A 19,039-nucleotide genomic window follows, 5' to 3' on the forward strand; every position below is an offset into this window, starting at 1 on the left:
TAAGCGCTTTCGAGTGTAAAAGTGCACTTGGTTTATGGTGCTGGCGGAGAGGATAAAATACGTGAAAACACTTAAGCGTCTGGGCATCGGGCTGCTCGCGATCATTGTGCTGCTGGCTATTGGCCTTGCTGTCTGGGAGCCGATCAGCGTTGCGGAATCCGCGCCGCCGCCGGAAGGCGCCTATGAAGCCCGCATTGTCCGCGATGAATTCGGCGTGCCGCATATTTTCGGCAAGACCGATGCCGATGTCGCTTATGGCGTGGCTTATGCCCATGCGGAAGACGATTTCTCCACGCTGCAGGAAGTGACCGCGATGACGCGGGGCCGGATGGCGACGCTCAACGGATCCGAAAGCGCGCCGATCGACTATATCGCAGCGCTCCTCGACGTGCGCGGGACGGTGAGCCGCAAATATGACACTCTGCCGGCCGATGTCCGCGCGGTGCTCGACGGCTACGCGTCCGGACTCAACGCTTATGCGGCGGAGCATCCCGAAGAGGTGAAGCTCGCGAAACTATTCCCCGTCAACGGGCAGGATATTGCCGCCGGATTCGTGCTGCGTTCGCCCTTTTTCTTCGGTCTCAACAACCCGATCGAAGCGCTGGTTCAGAACAAGCCGCTGCCGCGCGAGGGCGGTCCGCGTCTCTCCGACGAGCCGGTCAAGACCTCGATCCATCCGCTCAGCCCCGACAAGCTGATCGAGGAGGACTCGGCTACACCGGTCGGCCCCGACCCCGACGAGAATGGCTCCAACGCCTATGCGCTTGCGCCGGAACTCTCGCCCGAAGGCAAGACGCGCCTGATCTCCAATTCGCACCAGCCGTTGCGCGGCAATGTCGCTTGGTACGAACTGGTCGTGCACAGCGAAGAAGGCTGGGATTTTGCCGGCGCCAATTTCCCCGGTTCGCCGTTCCCGTTTCTCGGGCACAACAAATATCTCGGCTGGACCAATACGGTTAACCGCCCCGATCTGGTCGATATCTACAAGCTGACGCTGAATGACAAGAAAGACGCCTATCGCTTTAATGGTGAATGGAAGCCGCTGGAGAAAAAGCGCGTCTGGCTGAAGATCAAGTTCGGGCCGTTCGTCATTCCCTATCCGCAGGTCGCCTATCGTTCGATCCACGGGCCGGTGATCATGAACGACAACGGCGCCTATGCGCTGCGCTATGCCGGTATCGACGAGCTCGACATGCTGACCCAATATTACCGGATCAACAAGGCGCGCAATTTCGACGAATGGCAGGCGGCGATGGCCGGGCAGGGCGTCCCGGCGACCAATTTCATCTATGCCGATGCGCAGGGCAATATCGGGATGTACTATAACGCGATGTTCCCCGACCGGCCCGAGGGCTATGACTGGCGCGGGATATTGCCCGGAGACAGTTCAAAGGCGCTGTGGCAGAAAACCCTGCCGTTCACTCGCGTACCCGCACTGGTCAATCCGGCTTCGGGTTACGTCATGAACGCCAACAACACGCCCTATATCGCGGCGGGGCCGGGGGACGAACTCAAGCCCGACAATTTCTCGCCGCTGCTTGGTGTTGAAAATGACCAGACCAACCGTTCGCGCCGGTCGATTGCCTTGCTGGAGCGCGCCAATGCCGACGGCAAGATCACCGACGCCGAACTATGGGCCATCAAATATGACACCGGCTACGAGAAAGCGGGCTATGCCAAGGACTGGCTGGACAGGATTGCCGCGCTCGATCTGAAAGGCAGCGCGAAACTGCTCAAGGCCCAGCAATTGCTGGGCCAGTGGGACTGGAATCTCGACGGCAAGGGGCCGGCGGATGCACTGGCGCTTATGGTGCTGCGCCCCGCCAACAAGTCGCATTATAACCGCGGCGAGATGCCCGATCCGCGCGAAATATTGCAGGAAACCGTCGACCATCTGACGAAATATTTCGACAGGATTGATCCGCCGATGATGGATGTGCTGCGCATGCGCCAGGGCGACGTCGATCTGCCGGTCGACGGCGGCAACGACACGATCCGCGCCTCGACCCTGTGGGATGTCGAAGAAGATGGGCGGCTATCGGTGCGTCATGGTGACAGTTTCATCATGTTCATGGAATGGACGAAGGACGGCAAGGTCCACTCCCGCTCGATCCAGCCCTTCGGCGCCGCAACCACCCGCCCGGACTCGCCGCATTATACCGACCAGATGCAGCTGTTTGTCGACAAGAAGCTGAAGCCGGTGTGGTTTGATCCGGCAGAGCTGGAGAAACACAAGACGAGTGATAAGGTGGTGCGGGGGAACTGACAGACCGGCACGCCTAGCCCGCAGGGCTCCGCGTCACGCGCGGAGCACATGGAGAGAATTGTGCTCCGCACTTGATGCGGAGCTCTGGAGGCAAGCGAAATGGCAATTCCATGACCAGATCCGGCTACGTCTATCTCATGGCCAACCGCCGGCGCGGAAAAACCTATCTCGGCGTCACCAGCAATCTGGTGCAGCGCGTCTATCAGCATCGCAACAAGCTGATCGAGGGATATTCGAAGGAACATGATTGTTCCTTGCTGGTCTGGTTTGAAACGCATGATGATATTCAGGACGCAAGGGCGCGTGAATGGAAACTCAAGAAATGGCGCCGGGAATGGAAAATAGCGCTGATTGAGGAGGGTAACCCCGAATGGCGCGATCTCTACCACGATATCGTCTAGCCCGCAGTGCTCCGCGTCAAGCGCGGAGCACATTATTGCAGGCGCTCGCTGGAACAAATGCTGTGCTCCGCACGTGATGCGGAGCTTTGGAGGCAAACACTTCTCTGGGGCGCCCGAAGGCCGCTCCCTGCTTCACTTGGCAGGTCTATGCGGTGCAAAAGACCTCGCGGCGGAGACTTTCACCCGACCCCGGCCAGTTGCATCTGCCTGCCGACAGGAGGTGAGGCCTCTGTCGTTTGAACCGGAACATCCGGCGAAAAATACGGCGAGCGCCAAAGTGGTGCGATCGACTGGCAAAGCGGCAGGATATGATCACGCCAATGATGGTCACGACCTTCGGGATCACCTGATATGACAGTGTCTTAAAGCATCGGGATATGACAGGTTCGCTCAAAATCATATCGCGAGCACAGGAGAATCGCCACCATGCGCACTGTAAAGGCATTTGCAGCCCCTCAGGCCGGAAACCAGCTGGAACCGTTCGAATATCAATTGGGGCCTTTGGGTTCCAACGATATCGATATCAGGGTCGAGCATTGCGGTCTCTGCCATACCGACCTCAGCTTGCGCAACAACGCCTGGGGCATCACCGAATTTCCCTTCGTCGGCGGGCATGAAGCCACCGGCACCGTGATCGAGACGGGCGCTGAAGTGACACATGTCAAGAAAGGCGACCGCGTCGGGCTGGGCGGCCATTCGCATTATTGCATGACCTGTTCACAATGCCTGAACGGCGATCACAATCTCTGCGAAACCGTCCAGTCTACGGTGTCACCCGGCCGTCACGGAGCGTTTGCGGACATCGTCCGGGCGTCGGGCGTCAGCGTGATAAAACTGCCGGACGGACTGGACTCCCGGGATGCAGGGCCATTGTTCTGCGCAGGCATCACCGTTTTCAATCCCTTTGTGAAATTTGACATCAAGCCAACCGACCGCATCGCTGTGCTGGGTATTGGTGGCCTGGGGCATCTGGCATTACAATTCGGCAAGGCCTGGGGCTGTCATGTCACGGCGCTGACGTCCAGTGCTTCCAAAAATGACGAAGCCGTGGCTTTCGGTGCCCATGACGTGATCAATTCCCGCGACCCCGAAGCCATAGCCGCGGCAGCAGGCAGTTTCGACGTGATTTTGAGCACGGTCGATGTGGCACTGGACTGGAATGCCATCATTGCCATGCTGAAGCCAAAAGGCCGATTGCATTTTCTCGGTGTTCAGGCTGTGCCTGCCGAGCTGCAGCTGATGCCGCTGATGTTTTCGCAATTGTCGCTTTCTTCCTCCCTCGTCGGGAGCCCTCGGACACTTGCCGACATGCTTGAGTTTTGCGCGCGCCATAACATCAAAGCTGTTACCGAGCATTTCCCCTTCGGGAAGATCAACGAGGCGCTGGCGCATCTGGAGAGTGGGGAGGCGCGCTATCGTATCGTGCTGGATAATTGAGGCGGACGCGGACTGCCGGGATTCAGGCTCAAATCAAGCCTAAGGCACCAACACCGTATCCACCGCCTCATCCGACAATTCCGGATAGTCGGTAATATAATGCAGCCCCCGGCTTTCCTTCCTAGCCAGCGCTGACTTCACGATCAGATCCGCCACCTCGATCAGATTGCGCAGTTCGATCAGATCCTGGGTGACGCGGAAATTGCTGTAATATTCCTCGACCTCTTCACGCAGCAGATTGATGCGGTTCTGGGCGCGTTCGAGGCGTTTGGTGGTGCGGACGATGCCGACATAATTCCACATGAAACGGCGGATTTCGGTCCAGGTCTGCTTGATCACGACTTCCTCGTCGCTGTCGGTGACGCGGCTTTCATCCCACGGGCGGATTGCCGGCGGGGCAGGGAGGTCATCCCAATGTTCGGCGATATCCCGCGCCGCGGCGTCGCCGAAGACGAAACATTCGAGCAGGCTATTGGAGGCCAGACGGTTGGCACCGTGCAGGCCGCTTTCGCTGGCTTCACCCGCTGCATAAAGGCCGGGCAAGTCGGTGCGGCCGGCCAGATCGATCAATATCCCGCCGCAGGTATAATGTTGTGCGGGAACCACCGGAATCGGACCGGTTGTCATGTCGATGCCCAAGCCGATCAGCTTTTCATAGATATTCGGGAAATGCCCCTTCACAAATTCCGGATCGCGGTGGGAAATGTCGAGATGGACATAGTCCAGCCCGAGCCGTTTGATCTCGTGGTCATTGGCGCGGGCGACAATATCGCGCGGGGCCAGTTCCATCCGTTCCGGATCGAAACGCTGCATGAAGCGGTCACCGGCTTCGTCGCCGGCATCGGCGGGCAGTTTGAGATGCCCGCCTTCGCCGCGCACCGCTTCGGTGATCAGGAAATTCTTGACCTCGAGATTATAGAGGCAGGTCGGATGGAACTGCATCATCTCCATATTGGAAACCCGCGCACCCGCCCGCCAGGCCATGGCGATGCCGTCGCCGGTCGCGCCGCGCGGTGCGGTCGAGAAGAGATAGGTTCGTCCGGCCCCGCCGCTGGCCATGATTGTCGCGCGCGAAGTCAGCGTTTCGACATGGCCGGTTTCGTTGTTCAGCGCATAGACGCCCCAGACATTTTTGGCGCCGGTCGGGGTTTCCGCATGGCGGTCGACGATCAGGTCAATCGCCACCATATGCGGGCGTAGCGTGATATTCGGGTGCGCGGCAGCGGTATTCTGCAAGGCTTCCTGCACCGCCCAGCCGGTTGCGTCGTCAACATGGACGATGCGCCGGTGGCTGTGCCCGCCTTCGCGGGTGAGATGCAGGACTTCCGCCTCCTTGTTGAAGGGGACGCCCATGTCTTCCAGTCGCTCAATCGCGGCTGGTGCATTTTCCACGACAAATTCGACGGTTTCGCGGCGGTTCAGCCCGGCACCGGCAACCATCGTATCGTTGATATGATTTTCAAACGTGTCGCCCGCGTCGAGCACGGCGGCAATCCCGCCCTGCGCCCAGGCCGTAGAGCCGCCGGTCAGTTCACCCTTGGCCAGCACCAGCACCTTGTGGGTACGGGCCAGCGTGATGGCTGCGCTCAGTCCAGCTGCACCGGATCCGACTATGATAACGTCATGATTCAATTTAAAATTCCGTTCGTCCCGAGCCTGTCGAAGGACCGCTCTCCGCTAAATGCCGTGGTTCGACTGGTTCACCATTGGCGGCCCCCGGCGCGTACATAATTCTCACGCCGCTTTGGCGCGGGTCAGGTTGAGAAACACATCCTCGAGATCCGCTTCTCTGGTGGTAACCTCGACGATGGCAAAGCCGCGCTCCTGAACCGCCGCCATCACCCCGCCGGCGTTGGTGCGGTCCTTGTTATAGGTCACCGCCACCGTGCGCGGACCGATAATCTCGGCCTTCTCGAACAGCTTGTTGGCGAAGGACACCGCGTCCTGCGCCTCGCTGATGTCGCGGTCCAGCGTCAGCTCGACCAGCTTTTCGCGCGCCATGTCGACCAGTTCCGGCGTCGGCTTGTTGGCGATCAGCTTGCCGTGATTGATAATCGCGATGCGGTCGCAGAGATTCTCCGCTTCTTCGAGATAATGGGTCGTCAGAACGATGGTCACGCCGGCCTTGTTGAGTTCGACGACATATTCCCACAATTGTTGGCGCAGGTCGATATCGACGCCCGCGGTCGGCTCGTCGAGCACCAGAATTGGTGGTGAATGGACCATGGCCTTGGCCACCAGCAGCCGCCGCTTCATCCCGCCCGACAGCGTTCGGGCATAAGCGTCGGCCTTGTCTTCCAGATGGACGGCGCGCAGCAATTCCATGGTCCGGCGTTTCGCTTTCGGTACACCATAGAGGCCGGCCTGCACTTCCAGTGCTTCGGAAGGTGTGAAGAAGGGATCGAAGATGATTTCCTGCGGCACGATGCCGATCGACGCTTTCGCATTGCGCGGGCTGTCGTCGATATCGAAGCCCCAGATGCTGGCATTGCCACCGGTCTTGCGGACCATTCCGGAAAGAATGTTGATCAGTGTCGATTTGCCAGCGCCGTTGGGGCCGAGAAGCCCGAAGATTGAACCGCGCGGGACGTCGAAACTGACATCGTCGAGCGCCTGCTTGCCGCCGGCGTAGGTTTTGGAAAGATTCTGTATCGAAATCGCTGCATCATTCATTGGGGCGGCATACCCATATTAATTCTCATAATCAAAGCCTTTGGCAGGGATGTGGTGTTGTGGGGAATTGCGCCCGTCCGCGGCGAGGCAGGTCGCGAGCGACAGCCATCATTCGCCCGGCGGCAGTCCGGTGGCAATAGGTTGATCCGGTGTTAACCATCTTGCTGCCCCATTTGCTTCATGCCTGCCGACTAGACGGCCCGGAACGGGAAAAACGGAACATCCTGCCGGCCGGCTGCCTGTCGCAAACGGTGGTGCACGGGCGGCGCGAGCGACCGGTCGAGGGGCAAGATGTCAGATGTTGGCGAATAAATTCAACAACTTGTTCGGTTGTCTTCAAGGGTTACCGTGATTTTAACCATGCGGGTAAAGGTAAATTTACGACTATCGATCTAAGACAGTTAACAACCGATATAGGACAGATTTTGTGATGACCAGAGAACAAATCTTACCACGCCTGATTGGCGGCCTTTTTATCGTGCTTGTCGTTTTGACAGGTGCACCGGCCGCCTTCGCCCAAGCAGCTGAAAATGATGCCCGGGCTGTGACCATTGGACCATTGTCCGTGGTCAAGACCCGGGACCTGCAATATGGCAACATCATTTCCGGCACCGGGAACGGCACGGTCACTATCGATACCCGCAACGGCGATATATCGACAACCGGCGGGGTGACGCTTGCCGGAGGCGTGACCAGCCCGGCCAATTTCATAATCTATGGCGGACCGAACCAGATCGTAGAGATATCGATTCCCGGATCGATGCTCGTGACTCATGCAAATGGCACGGACCAGATGCGGATCGACCGGCTGGCGATCGGCAACGGAAACCGCAATTTCAGCACCTTCGTGCGCGGCCTGCTAGGGACGCTCGGCATCTATGACCTGACGGTCGGGGGGCGACTGCGCGTGAATCCCAACCAGCAGACAGGGGCCTATCGCGGATCCTTCATCATGACCGTCGACTATCAATGATGGCGGATCATCATCGCGGGGCGTGAGAAAATATTGCGCCCCCGCAAATCTGTTGCTAATTCACCGGCATGATCGAAATTCCCGAAATCGTCAAAACTTCCAAGAAGCGCGTGTCCTGTGACGGATCAACCGATATTCCGGGCGGTGCTGCGCTCGGCCATCCCCGTGTCTGGCTGGAAATCGACGAAAAAGGCTATGTCGAGTGCGGCTATTGCGACCGCCGATTCGTTCTCACCGGCGGTCCTGCCGATGTTTCTCCGGCGCTGACCGAAGATTAATCCGACATAGGGGGTGCAAGCTCCCCAATATATTTCTATATATGGGGGATGACACAAAAGCTTGATCCCCGCTCGTTTCTCTATCGTCCCGATGGCCTCGATCCGGAGCGCGCCAAAGCGCTCGTTGCCGACAGCCTTTCGGCTTGCGACGATGGCGAACTTTATCTGCAATATAGCGCGGTGGAGAGTTTCGGCTTTGATGACGGTCGTCTGAAGACCGCCGACTATAGCACCGACAGCGGCTTTGGCCTGCGCGGCGTGTCGGGCGAGATGACCGGTTTTTCCTACAGCAACGAGACCAGCGAGGCGGCGATCCGTCGCGCCGCCCAGACCCTGCAATTGCTCGATCCGGCGAAGGGCGAGAAAGCCCCGCCACCACGCGGCAACAACCGCCATCTTTATGGCGAAGCCAATCCGCTGGAGGCGATACCCTTCGCGAAAAAAGTCGCGCTCTGCCAGCAGATTGACGCCGCCGCCCGCGCCCGTGATCCTCGCGTTTCCCAGGTTTCCGTGGGCCTCTCGGGCAGCTGGAGCGTTGTCGAAATCGTCCGGCCCGATGGTTTTGTCGCCACCGATGTGCGGCCTTTGGTCCGGCTCAACGTATCGATCGTCGCCGAACAAAATGGCCGGCGCGAAAGCGGCAGCTTCGGCATGGGCGGGCGTTATCTTTACGACGATCTGTTCGAGGAAGCGCGCTGGAACCGCGCCGTCGACGAAGCATTGGCACAGGCTCTGGTCAATCTCGAGAGCGTCGATGCGCCAGCCGGTGAACAGACCGTGTTGCTCGGCCCGGGCTGGCCCGGCATCATTCTCCACGAAGCGATCGGCCATGGTCTCGAGGGCGATTTCAACCGCAAGGGCACCAGCGCCTTTTCCGGCAAGATCGGTCAGCGCGTCGCGGCGCCCGGCGTCACCGTGGTCGACGATGGTTCGATCAAGGAACGGCGCGGATCGCTGAGCATCGATGACGAGGGCACGCCGACGCAGGAAAATGTCCTGATCGAGGACGGCATATTGAAATGCTATATGCAGGACCGGCTGAATGCCCGTCTGATGGGCGTCCCCGCTACCGGCAACGGACGGCGCGAAAGCTATGCCCACGCGCCGATGCCCCGGATGACCAACACCTTCATGCGCGGCGGCAAGGATGACCCGGACGAGCTGATGAGCCGCGTCAAGAACGGCATTTACGCGAAAAGCTTCGGCGGCGGGCAGGTCGATATCGTCTCGGGCAAATTCGTTTTCTCCTGCACCGAGGCGTACAAGATCGAGAACGGCAAGCTTGGCGCGCCGATCAAGGGCGCGACGCTGATCGGCGACGGCCCGACCGTGCTGACCAAGGTCGCCGGGATCGGCAATGACATGGCGCTCGACGAAGGCATCGGCATGTGCGGCAAGGGTGGCCAGTCCGTGCCCGCTGGCGTCGGCCAGCCGACCCTGCTGGTGGAAGGGCTGACCGTCGGGGGGACGGCCTAAAGCCAGTCGCTCCAGATTGACATCAAAACTGCCGCGACAAAGCTGATTATCGCGCCAACGCCAAAAAGCTTTGCCAAAGACCAAAAACCATCATTGTCAAAAGTTCCGCTTAAAATCGCAGTTACAATGGTTAGAAAAGTTAATGAGAAAAAGACTCTCCATATGAAGCTAACTTGTGACATGATATTCCCCCAATCATCAATTACTTCAGTTAACTTAATCAGTATAAGCAGGTCAATTAAACATCAACGCCCACTTAGACTATGAGGTTTTCCTAATGAACTGGCCTGCCGAAATATTATCCTTCTGGTTTGAGGATCTTGACCCCAAGGACTGGTGGGCCAAGAGCGATGCCACAGACGAGCAGATAAAAGAGCGTTTCCTCGAGCTATGGGAAGAGCAGAAGGCGAAAACCGCCAGTGCATTTCTGGACTCTCCTGAAACCGCGCTGGCCGCCGTGATCCTGTTCGACCAGTTCCCGCGCAATATGTTCCGCGACAGCGCCGACGCTTTTTCCACCGATCATCTGGCGCAGCAGATTGCCGGAAAAGCGGCCGATCTGGAACTGGACGAGCAATTGCCCGAAAAGCAACGCGCCTTTCTCTACATGCCGTTCATGCACGCCGAGGACCTGCAATTGCAGAACCGGTCTGTGACGCTGTTCACGAAACTCGGCAGCAACGAGAAATTCGCCAACGAACATCGCGATATAATCGCGAAATTCGGTCGCTTCCCGCATCGCAATAGAGTTCTGGGCCGACAGTTTCGTCCCGGAGAGCAAGAGGCGGTCGAGGCCGGAGCGAGCTGGTAGGCGCGGTGGTCGCGGCGGTGAAACAGACCTTGCGGGCGTTGAAGGTTTGGCCCGACGCCGGTCGCTGGAAAGCCGCTTTTGCGGTTGCTCTACCGACGGCGGCGATCATCGCTCTTACGGGCTTTCTGGGCGGCTGGCTCCGCTTTGATCCTGCCACAGATATTCCATCGGCATTGACAGCCGCTGTCATCCTGTTCTTCATTCCCGCCTTAGCCGAAGAGCTGGTCTTTCGTGGCGTGCTGCTGTCCTGGCTCGCGACCTTTTCACAGCGCTGGGGTAGCTGGCTCTCGGCCTTTCTGTTCATGCTCTGGCATCCGTTTCAGGCTCTGACCTTCGGCCCCCCATGGTCGGCGATTTTCCTGCAACCTTCGTTTCTATTTGCTACGTTCATCCTCGGCATAGTATTGACCCATATCCGGATTGTATCGCAGTCCCTTTGGCCTGTGATCGTGATCCACTGGTTGCTGGTGTTGGTCTGGAAGCTGCTGTTCGGTGGCCCATTTTACTGAGAAGGGTGAGGTATGGCGGAATTTTTCGATGCACTGAATGAAGATCATGTGGCGTTCATCGCAAAGCAGCCGATGTTCTTCGTTGCCACGGCGGCGGCGGACGGCCGGATCAATCTTTCGCCCAAGGGCTATGACGCCTTTCGCGTGCTCGGCCCCGACCGGGTCGCCTATCTCGACCTTGGCGGATCGGGCAACGAAACCCACGCCCATCTGGTCGCCGATGGCCGGATTACGATCATGTTCAACAATTTTGCCAATCCGGCGCTGATCATGCGGCTCTATGGTACGGGCAAACCGGTGCTGCCGCAGGATACCGGCTGGGACGAACTGGCCGCACATTTCGACATATTGCCCGGCACCCGCCAGATTTTCGACATCAAGGTGGACAATATCCAGACCAGTTGCGGCTGGGGCGTACCGCAGATGGAAATGAAAGCCGAGCGCGAAACATTGGTCAAATATCACCGTCAGGCCGATCCGGAAGCCTGGGTGGCCAAAACCGCCGGCCGGGTCAAAAGTATCGACGGCCTGCCGACGCGGGCATCGGACCGCTATTTTGGCGGGAAATAGGCCATGAGTCTGGTCGAACTGTCCCGTCACATGCACGGCGTCGAAGCGGAGATCATTCGCGGGCGGCTGGAATCCGCCGGCATCGGCGCGGTCTGTTTTGACAGCAATGTCAATATCGTCGAGGGCGCCGGCATCGCATTGCCCGCGCGGGTGATGGTGCTGGCCGAGGATTTGGCCGAAGCAAGGGCGATATTGGCAGAGGATGTCGCGCTGTGACCGGCGCCGGAAAAATTTCCCTTGCGCTGGGCGGTGGAGCGGGCCTCGGCTGGACCCATATCGGGGTGCTGCGGGCGATTGACGATAGTCCGCTGGAAATTGCGGCGATTGCGGGCACGTCCATCGGAGCGATCACCGGAGCGAGCTATGCGGTCGGCAAGCTCGACTATCTCGAGGACATGGCGCGCAACGTCAACTTCCGGAACATGCTGCGTTTCATGGATCCGCATTTCAAGCGCGGCGCGGTCATGGGCGCGCGTAATATCGAGAAGGAGCTGGAGACCGAATTCGGCCAGCTTACATTTGAGGATCTGCCCTTTCCGGTCGCGGCGATTGCGGCTGATCTGCGCACCGGCGACACGATTGTGATGAAATCGGGCAAGCTGGTGCCGGCGATCCGCGCCTCCATGTCGCTGCCCGGCATTTTCAAGCCGGTGCAGCATGAAGGCCGCCTGCTGGTCGACGGAGGAGCAGCCCTGCCGGTCCCGGTTTCGCCGGTGCGGGCCCTGGCACCCGAGGCATTGTGCCTGTCGGTCAATCTGCAGGACGATTTTCTCAACCGCTCGATAGCGGCGGGAATCGCCGAGCAGGGCACCAAGGAACCGAACAGTCTCGCCATCGTCAAGGCCTCGGTCGGCCTGTCGCTGCGCAATCTCGGCCGCTACTCGCTGGCGCTCGATCCTCCCGATTTTGCGATGTCACCGCCGGTCGGTCATATCGACATCCAGAACTTCACCCGCGCCGAGGAACTGATCGATATCGGCCGCCGCGAGACCGAAAAGGTCATCCCGCAGATAATGGCGAAACTGGCGGAGCGGTCTGCCTAAAAATTGTGCACTCGTGCTGCAATGCACAAAATTTACTCTTTCTTAAGCGGCCGGATTTTCTGAAAATCCATTGAATCCAAAGTCTTCCGATTCTGGCACGGGCTTTGCGAGGCGTTCCCCGGTAACAACAATAGGGGGCGTAATGAAATTTATCATAGCCATAATCAAACCGTTCAAGCTTGACGATGTTCGTGAAGCGCTGACCGGTGTCGGTGTGACCGGCATGACCGTAACCGAAGTCAAAGGCTTCGGTCGGCAAAAGGGCCAGACGGAAGTCTATCGCGGCGCGGAATATACCACCAACATGGTTCCGAAGCTGAAAATCGAGGTCGCCTGCAGCAGCGCTGTCGCGGCCCAGGCGGTCGAGGCGATCCAGACCGCCGCGGGGACGGAATCGATTGGCGACGGCAAGATCTTCACGCTCGGTCTCGAAGACGCCGTCCGCATTCGCACCGGTGAAACCGGCGACACAGCAATCTAATCGGGGAAACAGATAATGAGAAAATTTTTGACGATTTCTGCAGGATTGGCGGTCATAGGTGCCGCCGCTCCTGCGCTTGCGCAGGAGGCGGTTGAAGCAGCCGACCCCAGTGCCAATACCGCCTATATCCTCAACACGCTGCTTTTCCTGATCGGTGGTTTTCTGGTCATGTGGATGGCAGCCGGTTTCGCCATGCTGGAAGCCGGCCTTGTCCGGTCGAAAAACGTGTCGATGCAGTGCCTGAAGAATATCGGCCTTTATTCGATCGCCGGTATCATGTTCTGGGTCATCGGCTATTCGATTGCCTATCCGGGCTTTGAAGGTGGCTATTTCGGTATCGCCGACTTCCCTTATGCCATGCAGGGCGTCGGTGAAGCCGATGTCGACACCGGCTATTCGGTGGCTTCCGACTGGTTCTTCCAGATGGTTTTCTGTGCAACCACGGCGTCGATTGTATCCGGCACCGTTGCGGAACGGGTGAAAGTCATTCCGTTCTTCATCTTTGTGTTCGTGCTGACCGGGTTCATTTATCCCGTGATTGTCAGCTGGGAATGGGGCGCAGGCTGGCTCGACGCAATGGGCTTCAGTGATTTCGCCGGTTCCACGCTGGTCCACTCGACCGGTGGCTGGGCGGCTTTGGCTGGTGCCTTGATTGTCGGCCCCCGTCTGGGACGCTATATCAACGGCAAGGTTACGGTCATGCCGGGTTCGAGCATTCCACTGGCGACCCTGGGTACGTTCATCCTGTGGCTCGGCTGGTTCGGCTTCAACGGTGCATCGCAGCTTGCCATGGGCACGATCAGCGATGTCAGCGATGTCTCCAAGATCTTCGTCAACACCAATATGGCTGCAGCAGCAGGCGTCGTTGTCGCGATCATCCTGACCCAGATCATGTACAAGAAGATCGACGTTACGATGGCGCTCAACGGTGCACTGGCCGGTCTGGTCTCGATCACCGCAGAGCCACTGGCTCCGTCGGTACCGCAGGCTCTGCTGATCGGTGGTATCGGTGGCGCAATCGTTGTCTTCGCCGTTCCGATGCTCGACAAGCTGAAGATCGATGATGTCGTCGGTGCCATCCCTGTCCACCTTATGGCTGGTATCTGGGGTACGCTGATCGTTCCTTTCTCCAACACCGAAGTGCCGTTTGTTGCACAGCTTACCGGTGTTGTGGCCACTGGCGTGTTCGTGATGATCACGAGCTCCATCGTCTGGTTTGCGCTTAAATACACCATCGGTGTGCGTCCGAGTGAAGAGCAGGAAATGCTCGGCATGGACATCGCCGAAGTGGGTGTCGAAGCCTATCCGGAATTTGCCAAAGGCTAACCAGTTTGGCGCCGGCCTTCTCCTCCCAAAACTCGGGTCGGCGCCTCACATTGTTCCTCCTGCGAACAAATAACTTTATGGCCGGTGATGTGAAAGCATCCCGGCCTTTTTTTGTCATCAACAGATAACCACGGGCTGCAGACCGGATAAATGAACAGTTTCGACTATCTCGTGGTCATCGCCTATCTCGCGGCGATGCTGATGTTCGGATTGTTCCTCAGCAAGCAGAATGACGAAGGCGACTATTTTCTCGGCAACAAGGCTATAGGCTGGTTCCCGCTCGGTCTGTCGGCCATGGCCACCCAATTATCGGCCATCAGCTTTATCTCGGCGCCGGCTTTTGTCGGCCTGCGGGAAGGCGGCGGGCTGAAATGGCTGACCTTCGAATTCGCGCTGCCGCTGGCGATGCTGCTGGTGATGTTCGTGATCATGCCGCCGCTCTATCGCTCCGGCGTGATCAGCATATTCGACTTTCTCGAGCAGCGGATCGGCCGGTCGACGCGCTTCCTGATCAGTGTCGCCTTCCAGATCGTGCGCGCCTTCGGCACCGGCATCATGGTCTATACGACCGGTATCATCATCGAGGCGGTGCTGGGCGTTCCATTCCTCCAGTCGATCCTGGCGATCAGCATAATCACCATCGTCTATTCCTTTCTCGGCGGCATCCGGGCGGTGGTCTACGCCGATGCGATCCAGATGGTGCTGATCGTCTTCGGCCTGCTGGTCTGTCTGGCCTATGCGATCACGTTCATCGGCGGCTTCGATATATTCTGGGCGAGCATAGATCCGGAACGGTTACGGGTTGTCGACTGGACCTATGCGGGGCTTGTGACCGACGAATTTGCCCTGTTGCCGATGCTGTTCGGCGGCTTCGTGCTCTATGTGTCTTATTATGCCTGCGACCAGACCCAGGCCCAACGGTCGCTGTCGGCCAAAAGCCTCGGGGATATTCGCAAATTGCTTACGGCAAACGCCTTGCTGCGCTTTCCCGTGACGCTTCTCTATTGCATCACCGGCCTCGCGGTGGGCGTGATTGCAACGGGCGACAGCGCCTTTCTCTCGCTCATTCCGGATGATCGTCCGGACTATCTGATGCCCTTTTTCATTCTCGAATTTCTGCCCCATGGCATCATCGGCCTGTTGCTGGTCGCGATCATGTCGGCGGCGATGTCGACGCTCAGCTCGGCGGTGAATTCGCTGTCGGCGGTGACGATCGCGGATTTGAAGGGCTTTGGGCTGCAGCTTGGCGATGCCCGTCAGGAAATCAGGCTGGCGCGCCTGCTGGCGCTGTTCTGGGGCGGGCTGATCCTCTATTTTTCGATCTATTCGGGCGATATTTCTGCCACGGTCATCGAAGCGATCAACAAAGTGGGATCGGCGCTCTACGGCCCGGTTCTCGGCGTGTTCCTGATCGCCATCCTGTGGCGGCGCAGAACCGTCCTGAGCAGCAATATCGGCTTTCTGTGCGGGGTCGCCCTCAACCTCTATTTCTGGCAGTTCCAGCCCGGCCTTTTCTGGATGTGGTGGAATCTTATCGGACTGCTGGTGACTCTCTCGGTGGCAATCCTGCTGTCGCTGGCCTCGGGAAAGATGCCGCTTGCCGGCGGTCCAGCCAATTGGCCCAGGGAACGTGTCTCGCCAAGACACATCTTCCTTGCGACGACAGGTCTGACCCTGTTCGTTTGCCTCATCTTCCTGATTTCCCTGTCGATCGAGAGATTCTAGGCGCATCGACCGGTCGGCAGCGAAACCGTCAGCCGGCCAGATCGGCCTTGATGAATTCCGCCGCCCGCTCGCCGATCATGATGCTCGGCGCGTTGGTGTTGCCGCTGATGATCTCCGGCATGATCGAGGCATCGGCAATATAGAGGCCTTCGAGTCCGCGGAATTTCAGGCGCGCATCGACGACGGCATCCGCGTCGACACCCATGCGGCAGGTGCCGACCGGGTGATAGACGGTGTCGGCGCGGTCGCGGATCAGCGCGTCCAGCTCGGCATCGTCAGTCATGTTGATCGGGTGGCGGTCGGTGGGGGCATATTGCGTCAGCGGCGGGCTTTCCAATATCCGCTTCATATGCCGCACGCCCTTGCGCAGGGTCGCGATATCCCGGTCATCGTCGAGGAAATTCGGATCGATGGCCGGCGGGGCTGCCGGGTTCGTATCATTTAGCCGGACCGTGCCCTTGCTGTGCGGGCGCAGGACGCAGGCATGGCAGCTGAAACCGTGGCCCTTGACCGATTCGCGGCCATGGTCCTCGAGCATCGCCGGGACGAAATGATACTGGATATCCGGGGCAGGAACGTCGGGGCCGCTGCTCCAGAAGCCGCCCGCTTCGGCATAGGGTGTGGTCATGATACCGGTCCGCTTGAAACGGTGCTGCAGGATCGCCTTGGCCATGCGCACCGTGCCGGCAAGCGAGTCCCCGATCAGCTCCTTGGACTCGGTCTTGTAGCCGGAAACAAAGTCGATATGGTCCTTCAGATTTTTGCCGACTTCTCCCTTGTCCAGCACGACATCGACGCCCTTGTCTTTCAGATGCGCCGCCGGACCGATGCCGGAGAGCTGCAGGATATGCGGCGATCCGAAGGCGCCGGCAGACAATATCACCGCAGCGCGCGCGTTCATTGTCTCGCTCTTGGAGCCGCGCCGGACTTGCACGCCAGTCACCCGTCCGTCCTTGACCACCAGCTTCTCGACCAGCGCGTTGGTCCGGATCGTCAGGTTCGGGCGGGAACGGGCCGGTTCGACATAGGCGCGGGCCGCGGACCAGCGTTCGCCGGCTTTCTGGGTCACCTGGTAGATGCCCATGCCTTCCTGCTTCTCGCCATTGAAATCGTCGAGAATAGGCAGCTGGAGATTGCGCGCCGCTTCGACAAAGGCGAGGCTTCCCGGATTGGGCCATTTCTGGTCGGAGACGGACAGCGGCCCATCACCGCCATGATAATCGTCGCCGCCGCGTTCGTTGCCTTCGGATTTTTTGAAATAGGGCAGGACATCATCATAGGACCAGCCGTCACAGCCCATCGCGGCCCAATTGTCATAATCCCATTTATTGCCACGGATATAGACCATCGCGTTGATCGCGCTGGAACCGCCAAGACCGCGCCCGCGCGGCTGATAGCCGGTGCGGCCGTTGAGCCCCTTTTGCGGGACCGTATCGAACTTCCAGTTGGCGTTTTTCAGCAGGAAAGGCATCATCCCCGGCGTCTCGACGAGGAAATTATTATTGCGTCCGCCCGCTTCGACCAGGCACACCGTGTGCTTGCCGTCTTCGCTCAGCCGTCCTGCGACTGCGCTGCCGGCGGAACCGCCGCCGATGACGATGAAGTCAAATTCTGCCATGTATTTCTCTCCTGCTCTGCCCAGCGTGCCTTTATGGTCTCGCTGCTTTCCCGGGAGCCGTCATGGCTCCACCCGGGCGGTTTGATTAAATAGTTGATCTTGTAGCGCCACGGGGCGCTCCACAAATCCTTCGCGATGCCGATCCATTCATGGAAGGCGGCCCAGAACAGGTTGAAACTGTCGAGGTTCTTGATGATGCCATAGCGGATATTCTCGGCATCGGTTTCCGGTTCGTAGGTCCCGAACATCTTGTCCCAGATGATGAAGACGCCGGCATAATTGCGGTCGAGATAGCGCGGATTGGTCGCATGGTGCACGCGGTGGTGGGAAGGGGTGTTCATCACCGCCTCAAACCAGCGTGGCATCCGGTCGATCGCCTCGGTGTGGATCCAATATTGATAGATCAGGTTCAGTCCCGACAGGAAGAATATCAGCGCCGGCGGAAAGCCCAGGTAAAAGAGTGGCATCGAGAAGAGAAAGCTGAGGGCAAAAAAGCCCGTCCAGGTCTGCCGCAAGGCCGTGGTCAGATTATAATGCTGGCTGCTGTGGTGGATCACGTGCGCCGCCCAGAACCAGCGGACGCGGTGCGCGGTGCGGTGGAACCAGTAATAGGTGAAATCGTCGAGAACGAAGGCCAGTGGCACGATCCACAGCGCATTGGGCCAGCCGAGCTGGATATCGAAAATGCGGTGCTCGTAAACCCAAAGGCTCAGCGCCAGAACAAAGCCGCCGGTCAGGATGCCGGCAACGAGACTGCCGGTCCCCAGCGCCAGCGACGTGAAGGCATCTTTGGTTTCATAGCGAACCCGGGCGTTTTTCCGGCTCCACCACCATTCCAGTGCAACGGTGATGACGAAAAAGGGAATCGCCCAGGTCGTCGGTGATGGCAGGTTCTCCATAACCGACTATTTACACCAATGTTAGTGACTGTCTAGCCTCTAGCGTCAGCTTCCGGCGGCCAGCGCATCAATCATCGCGCGGACCGGCGTAATATCATAGCCGGCATTGCCAGCCAGCCGTGCGATCTCGTCGGGTTCCATGCCCTGTTTTGCCTGCGCCAGCGCCCATAACAGAGTCGAGCGGGTGCCCGAGCGGCAATAGGCGAGGGCTTTGTCCCCTTCGGCAAGCGCGGCAATCATCGCATCGACTTGCGGGCCGGAAAAGCCACTGTGCGTGATCGGAATCGCGATATATTTCAGGCCGGCGTCCCGCGCGGCCGCTTCGATGTCGGCGCTTTGCGGGGCACCCGGATCCTCGCCGTCGGGGCGGTTGTTGATGATCAGGCTGACGCCCTCGGCCTTGGCAGCGGCGACATCGTCCAGCGAGATTTGCGGCGATACGCTGAGATTGTCATTGATCTTGCGGAACATATTCTGGGTCTCCTCTGTCGGAACATTGCTGTCGTTGGCGGTCGCCGTTGCCGCGCTACAGCCCGCCAGGACAATAGGTAAT

The 19,039-nt window shown here is 58.9% G+C and carries 19 protein-coding genes; 14 read left to right on the forward strand and 5 right to left on the reverse strand.

The genetic code is table 11. The features are described 5' to 3' along the window. The first annotated feature begins 61 nt into the window (after nt 1–61). The 3 genes from CHN51_RS11360 to CHN51_RS11370 all read left to right on the forward strand — a co-directional run bounded on the left by CHN51_RS11360 (nt 62) and on the right by CHN51_RS11370 (nt 4,104). Nucleotides 62–2,266, forward strand: coding sequence for an acylase (locus CHN51_RS11360; RefSeq protein WP_240616704.1), 2,205 nt, complete (start codon nt 62–64; stop codon nt 2,264–2,266). Nucleotides 2,267–2,376: 110 nt separating this feature from the next. Then, nucleotides 2,377–2,667, forward strand: coding sequence for a GIY-YIG nuclease family protein (locus CHN51_RS11365; RefSeq protein ID WP_100094115.1), 291 nt, complete (start codon nt 2,377–2,379; stop codon nt 2,665–2,667). Between the two features lie 426 nt (nt 2,668–3,093). Continuing rightward, nucleotides 3,094–4,104: an NAD(P)-dependent alcohol dehydrogenase gene (locus CHN51_RS11370; RefSeq protein WP_100094116.1), complete on the forward strand. Its 1,011-nt coding sequence runs from the start codon at nt 3,094–3,096 to the stop codon at nt 4,102–4,104. A gap of 39 nt (nt 4,105–4,143) precedes the next feature. Here the strand turns inward: CHN51_RS11370 and nadB are convergent, their stop codons facing one another. After that, a complete protein-coding gene (gene nadB / locus CHN51_RS11375; protein ID WP_100094117.1) occupies nt 4,144–5,736 on the reverse strand; it encodes an L-aspartate oxidase in 1,593 nt (530 codons plus the stop codon). Between the two features lie 102 nt (nt 5,737–5,838). Further along, nucleotides 5,839–6,777, reverse strand: coding sequence for an ABC transporter ATP-binding protein (locus CHN51_RS11380; RefSeq protein WP_100094118.1), 939 nt, complete (start codon nt 6,775–6,777; stop codon nt 5,839–5,841). 430 nt (nt 6,778–7,207) lie between these two features. Here CHN51_RS11380 and CHN51_RS11385 point away from each other — a divergent pair, with 430 nt between their 5' ends. From CHN51_RS11385 to CHN51_RS11440, 11 genes are all read left to right on the forward strand, one after another. Continuing rightward, nucleotides 7,208–7,750, forward strand: a complete 543-nt coding sequence (locus CHN51_RS11385) for a DUF4402 domain-containing protein (protein WP_100094119.1) — start codon at nt 7,208–7,210, stop codon at nt 7,748–7,750. Nucleotides 7,751–7,818: 68 nt separating this feature from the next. Then, entirely contained in the window at nt 7,819–8,028 is a 210-nt protein-coding gene (locus CHN51_RS11390) for a zinc-finger domain-containing protein (RefSeq protein ID WP_100094120.1), read from the forward strand. Between the two features lie 48 nt (nt 8,029–8,076). Further along, nucleotides 8,077–9,504, forward strand: a complete 1,428-nt coding sequence (tldD, locus tag CHN51_RS11395) for a metalloprotease TldD (protein WP_100094121.1) — start codon at nt 8,077–8,079, stop codon at nt 9,502–9,504. Between the two features lie 277 nt (nt 9,505–9,781). Further along, on the forward strand, nt 9,782–10,315 hold the full coding sequence (locus CHN51_RS11405) for a DUF924 family protein (RefSeq protein ID WP_100094123.1): 534 nt from the start codon (nt 9,782–9,784) through the stop codon (nt 10,313–10,315). Between the two features lie 17 nt (nt 10,316–10,332). Further along, on the forward strand, nt 10,333–10,824 hold the full coding sequence (locus CHN51_RS11410) for a CPBP family glutamic-type intramembrane protease (protein WP_164089134.1): 492 nt from the start codon (nt 10,333–10,335) through the stop codon (nt 10,822–10,824). Between the two features lie 12 nt (nt 10,825–10,836). Beyond that, nucleotides 10,837–11,394 (forward strand): pyridoxamine 5'-phosphate oxidase family protein, encoded by a 558-nt coding sequence (locus CHN51_RS11415; RefSeq protein ID WP_100094125.1) that lies wholly within the window; start codon nt 10,837–10,839, stop codon nt 11,392–11,394. 3 nt (nt 11,395–11,397) lie between these two features. After that, the gene (locus CHN51_RS11420) at nt 11,398–11,610 is read left to right on the forward strand and encodes a DUF2007 domain-containing protein (RefSeq protein ID WP_100094126.1); all 213 of its coding nucleotides are present in this window, start codon (nt 11,398–11,400) and stop codon (nt 11,608–11,610) included. Next, nucleotides 11,607–12,437: a patatin-like phospholipase family protein gene (locus CHN51_RS20330; protein WP_164089136.1), complete on the forward strand. Its 831-nt coding sequence runs from the start codon at nt 11,607–11,609 to the stop codon at nt 12,435–12,437. The genes CHN51_RS11420 and CHN51_RS20330 overlap by 4 nt, the downstream gene beginning before the upstream one ends. Nucleotides 12,438–12,579: 142 nt before the next feature. Then, nucleotides 12,580–12,918, forward strand: a complete 339-nt coding sequence (locus CHN51_RS11430) for a P-II family nitrogen regulator (RefSeq protein ID WP_067201060.1) — start codon at nt 12,580–12,582, stop codon at nt 12,916–12,918. Between the two features lie 15 nt (nt 12,919–12,933). Beyond that, complete coding sequence (locus CHN51_RS11435; protein WP_100094128.1) at nt 12,934–14,244, forward strand: ammonium transporter; 1,311 nt, start codon at nt 12,934–12,936, stop codon at nt 14,242–14,244. 150 nt (nt 14,245–14,394) lie between these two features. After that, nucleotides 14,395–15,969, forward strand: coding sequence for a sodium/solute symporter (locus CHN51_RS11440; RefSeq protein WP_100094129.1), 1,575 nt, complete (start codon nt 14,395–14,397; stop codon nt 15,967–15,969). 28 nt (nt 15,970–15,997) lie between these two features. Here the strand turns inward: CHN51_RS11440 and CHN51_RS11445 are convergent, their stop codons facing one another. The 3 genes from CHN51_RS11445 to CHN51_RS11455 are packed head-to-tail and all read right to left on the reverse strand — an operon-like array spanning nt 15,998 to nt 18,957. Continuing rightward, nucleotides 15,998–17,587, reverse strand: a complete 1,590-nt coding sequence (locus tag CHN51_RS11445) for a GMC family oxidoreductase N-terminal domain-containing protein (RefSeq protein ID WP_100094130.1) — start codon at nt 17,585–17,587, stop codon at nt 15,998–16,000. Continuing rightward, a complete protein-coding gene (locus CHN51_RS11450) occupies nt 17,521–18,486 on the reverse strand; it encodes a sterol desaturase family protein (RefSeq protein ID WP_100094131.1) in 966 nt (321 codons plus the stop codon). The genes CHN51_RS11445 and CHN51_RS11450 overlap by 67 nt, the downstream gene beginning before the upstream one ends. A 45-nt stretch (nt 18,487–18,531) precedes the next feature. Continuing rightward, nucleotides 18,532–18,957 (reverse strand): TIGR01244 family sulfur transferase, encoded by a 426-nt coding sequence (locus tag CHN51_RS11455; protein ID WP_100095600.1) that lies wholly within the window; start codon nt 18,955–18,957, stop codon nt 18,532–18,534. Between the last annotated feature and the right edge of the window lie 82 nt (nt 18,958–19,039).

This window comes from Sphingorhabdus sp. YGSMI21 (genome assembly GCF_002776575.1).
GTDB lineage: Bacteria > Pseudomonadota > Alphaproteobacteria > Sphingomonadales > Sphingomonadaceae > Parasphingorhabdus.

What these genes read in the sequence shown, in the direction of transcription:
- CHN51_RS11390 (WP_100094120.1), top strand. Translation starts at nt 7,819, where the DNA reads ATGATCGAAATTCCCGAAATCGTCAAAACTTCCAAGAAGCGCGTGTCC.
- CHN51_RS11380 (WP_100094118.1), bottom strand. Translation starts at nt 6,777, where the DNA reads ATGAATGATGCAGCGATTTCGATACAGAATCTTTCCAAAACCTACGCC.
- CHN51_RS11435 (WP_100094128.1), top strand. Translation starts at nt 12,934, where the DNA reads ATGAGAAAATTTTTGACGATTTCTGCAGGATTGGCGGTCATAGGTGCC.
- tldD (WP_100094121.1), top strand. Translation starts at nt 8,077, where the DNA reads ATGACACAAAAGCTTGATCCCCGCTCGTTTCTCTATCGTCCCGATGGC.
- CHN51_RS11445 (WP_100094130.1), bottom strand. Translation starts at nt 17,587, where the DNA reads ATGGCAGAATTTGACTTCATCGTCATCGGCGGCGGTTCCGCCGGCAGC.
- CHN51_RS11385 (WP_100094119.1), top strand. Translation starts at nt 7,208, where the DNA reads ATGACCAGAGAACAAATCTTACCACGCCTGATTGGCGGCCTTTTTATC.
- CHN51_RS11370 (WP_100094116.1), top strand. Translation starts at nt 3,094, where the DNA reads ATGCGCACTGTAAAGGCATTTGCAGCCCCTCAGGCCGGAAACCAGCTG.
- CHN51_RS11365 (WP_100094115.1), top strand. Translation starts at nt 2,377, where the DNA reads ATGACCAGATCCGGCTACGTCTATCTCATGGCCAACCGCCGGCGCGGA.
- CHN51_RS11440 (WP_100094129.1), top strand. Translation starts at nt 14,395, where the DNA reads ATGAACAGTTTCGACTATCTCGTGGTCATCGCCTATCTCGCGGCGATG.
- CHN51_RS11450 (WP_100094131.1), bottom strand. Translation starts at nt 18,486, where the DNA reads ATGGAGAACCTGCCATCACCGACGACCTGGGCGATTCCCTTTTTCGTC.
- CHN51_RS11405 (WP_100094123.1), top strand. Translation starts at nt 9,782, where the DNA reads ATGAACTGGCCTGCCGAAATATTATCCTTCTGGTTTGAGGATCTTGAC.
- CHN51_RS11415 (WP_100094125.1), top strand. Translation starts at nt 10,837, where the DNA reads ATGGCGGAATTTTTCGATGCACTGAATGAAGATCATGTGGCGTTCATC.
- CHN51_RS11420 (WP_100094126.1), top strand. Translation starts at nt 11,398, where the DNA reads ATGAGTCTGGTCGAACTGTCCCGTCACATGCACGGCGTCGAAGCGGAG.
- CHN51_RS11430 (WP_067201060.1), top strand. Translation starts at nt 12,580, where the DNA reads ATGAAATTTATCATAGCCATAATCAAACCGTTCAAGCTTGACGATGTT.
- CHN51_RS11455 (WP_100095600.1), bottom strand. Translation starts at nt 18,957, where the DNA reads ATGTTCCGCAAGATCAATGACAATCTCAGCGTATCGCCGCAAATCTCG.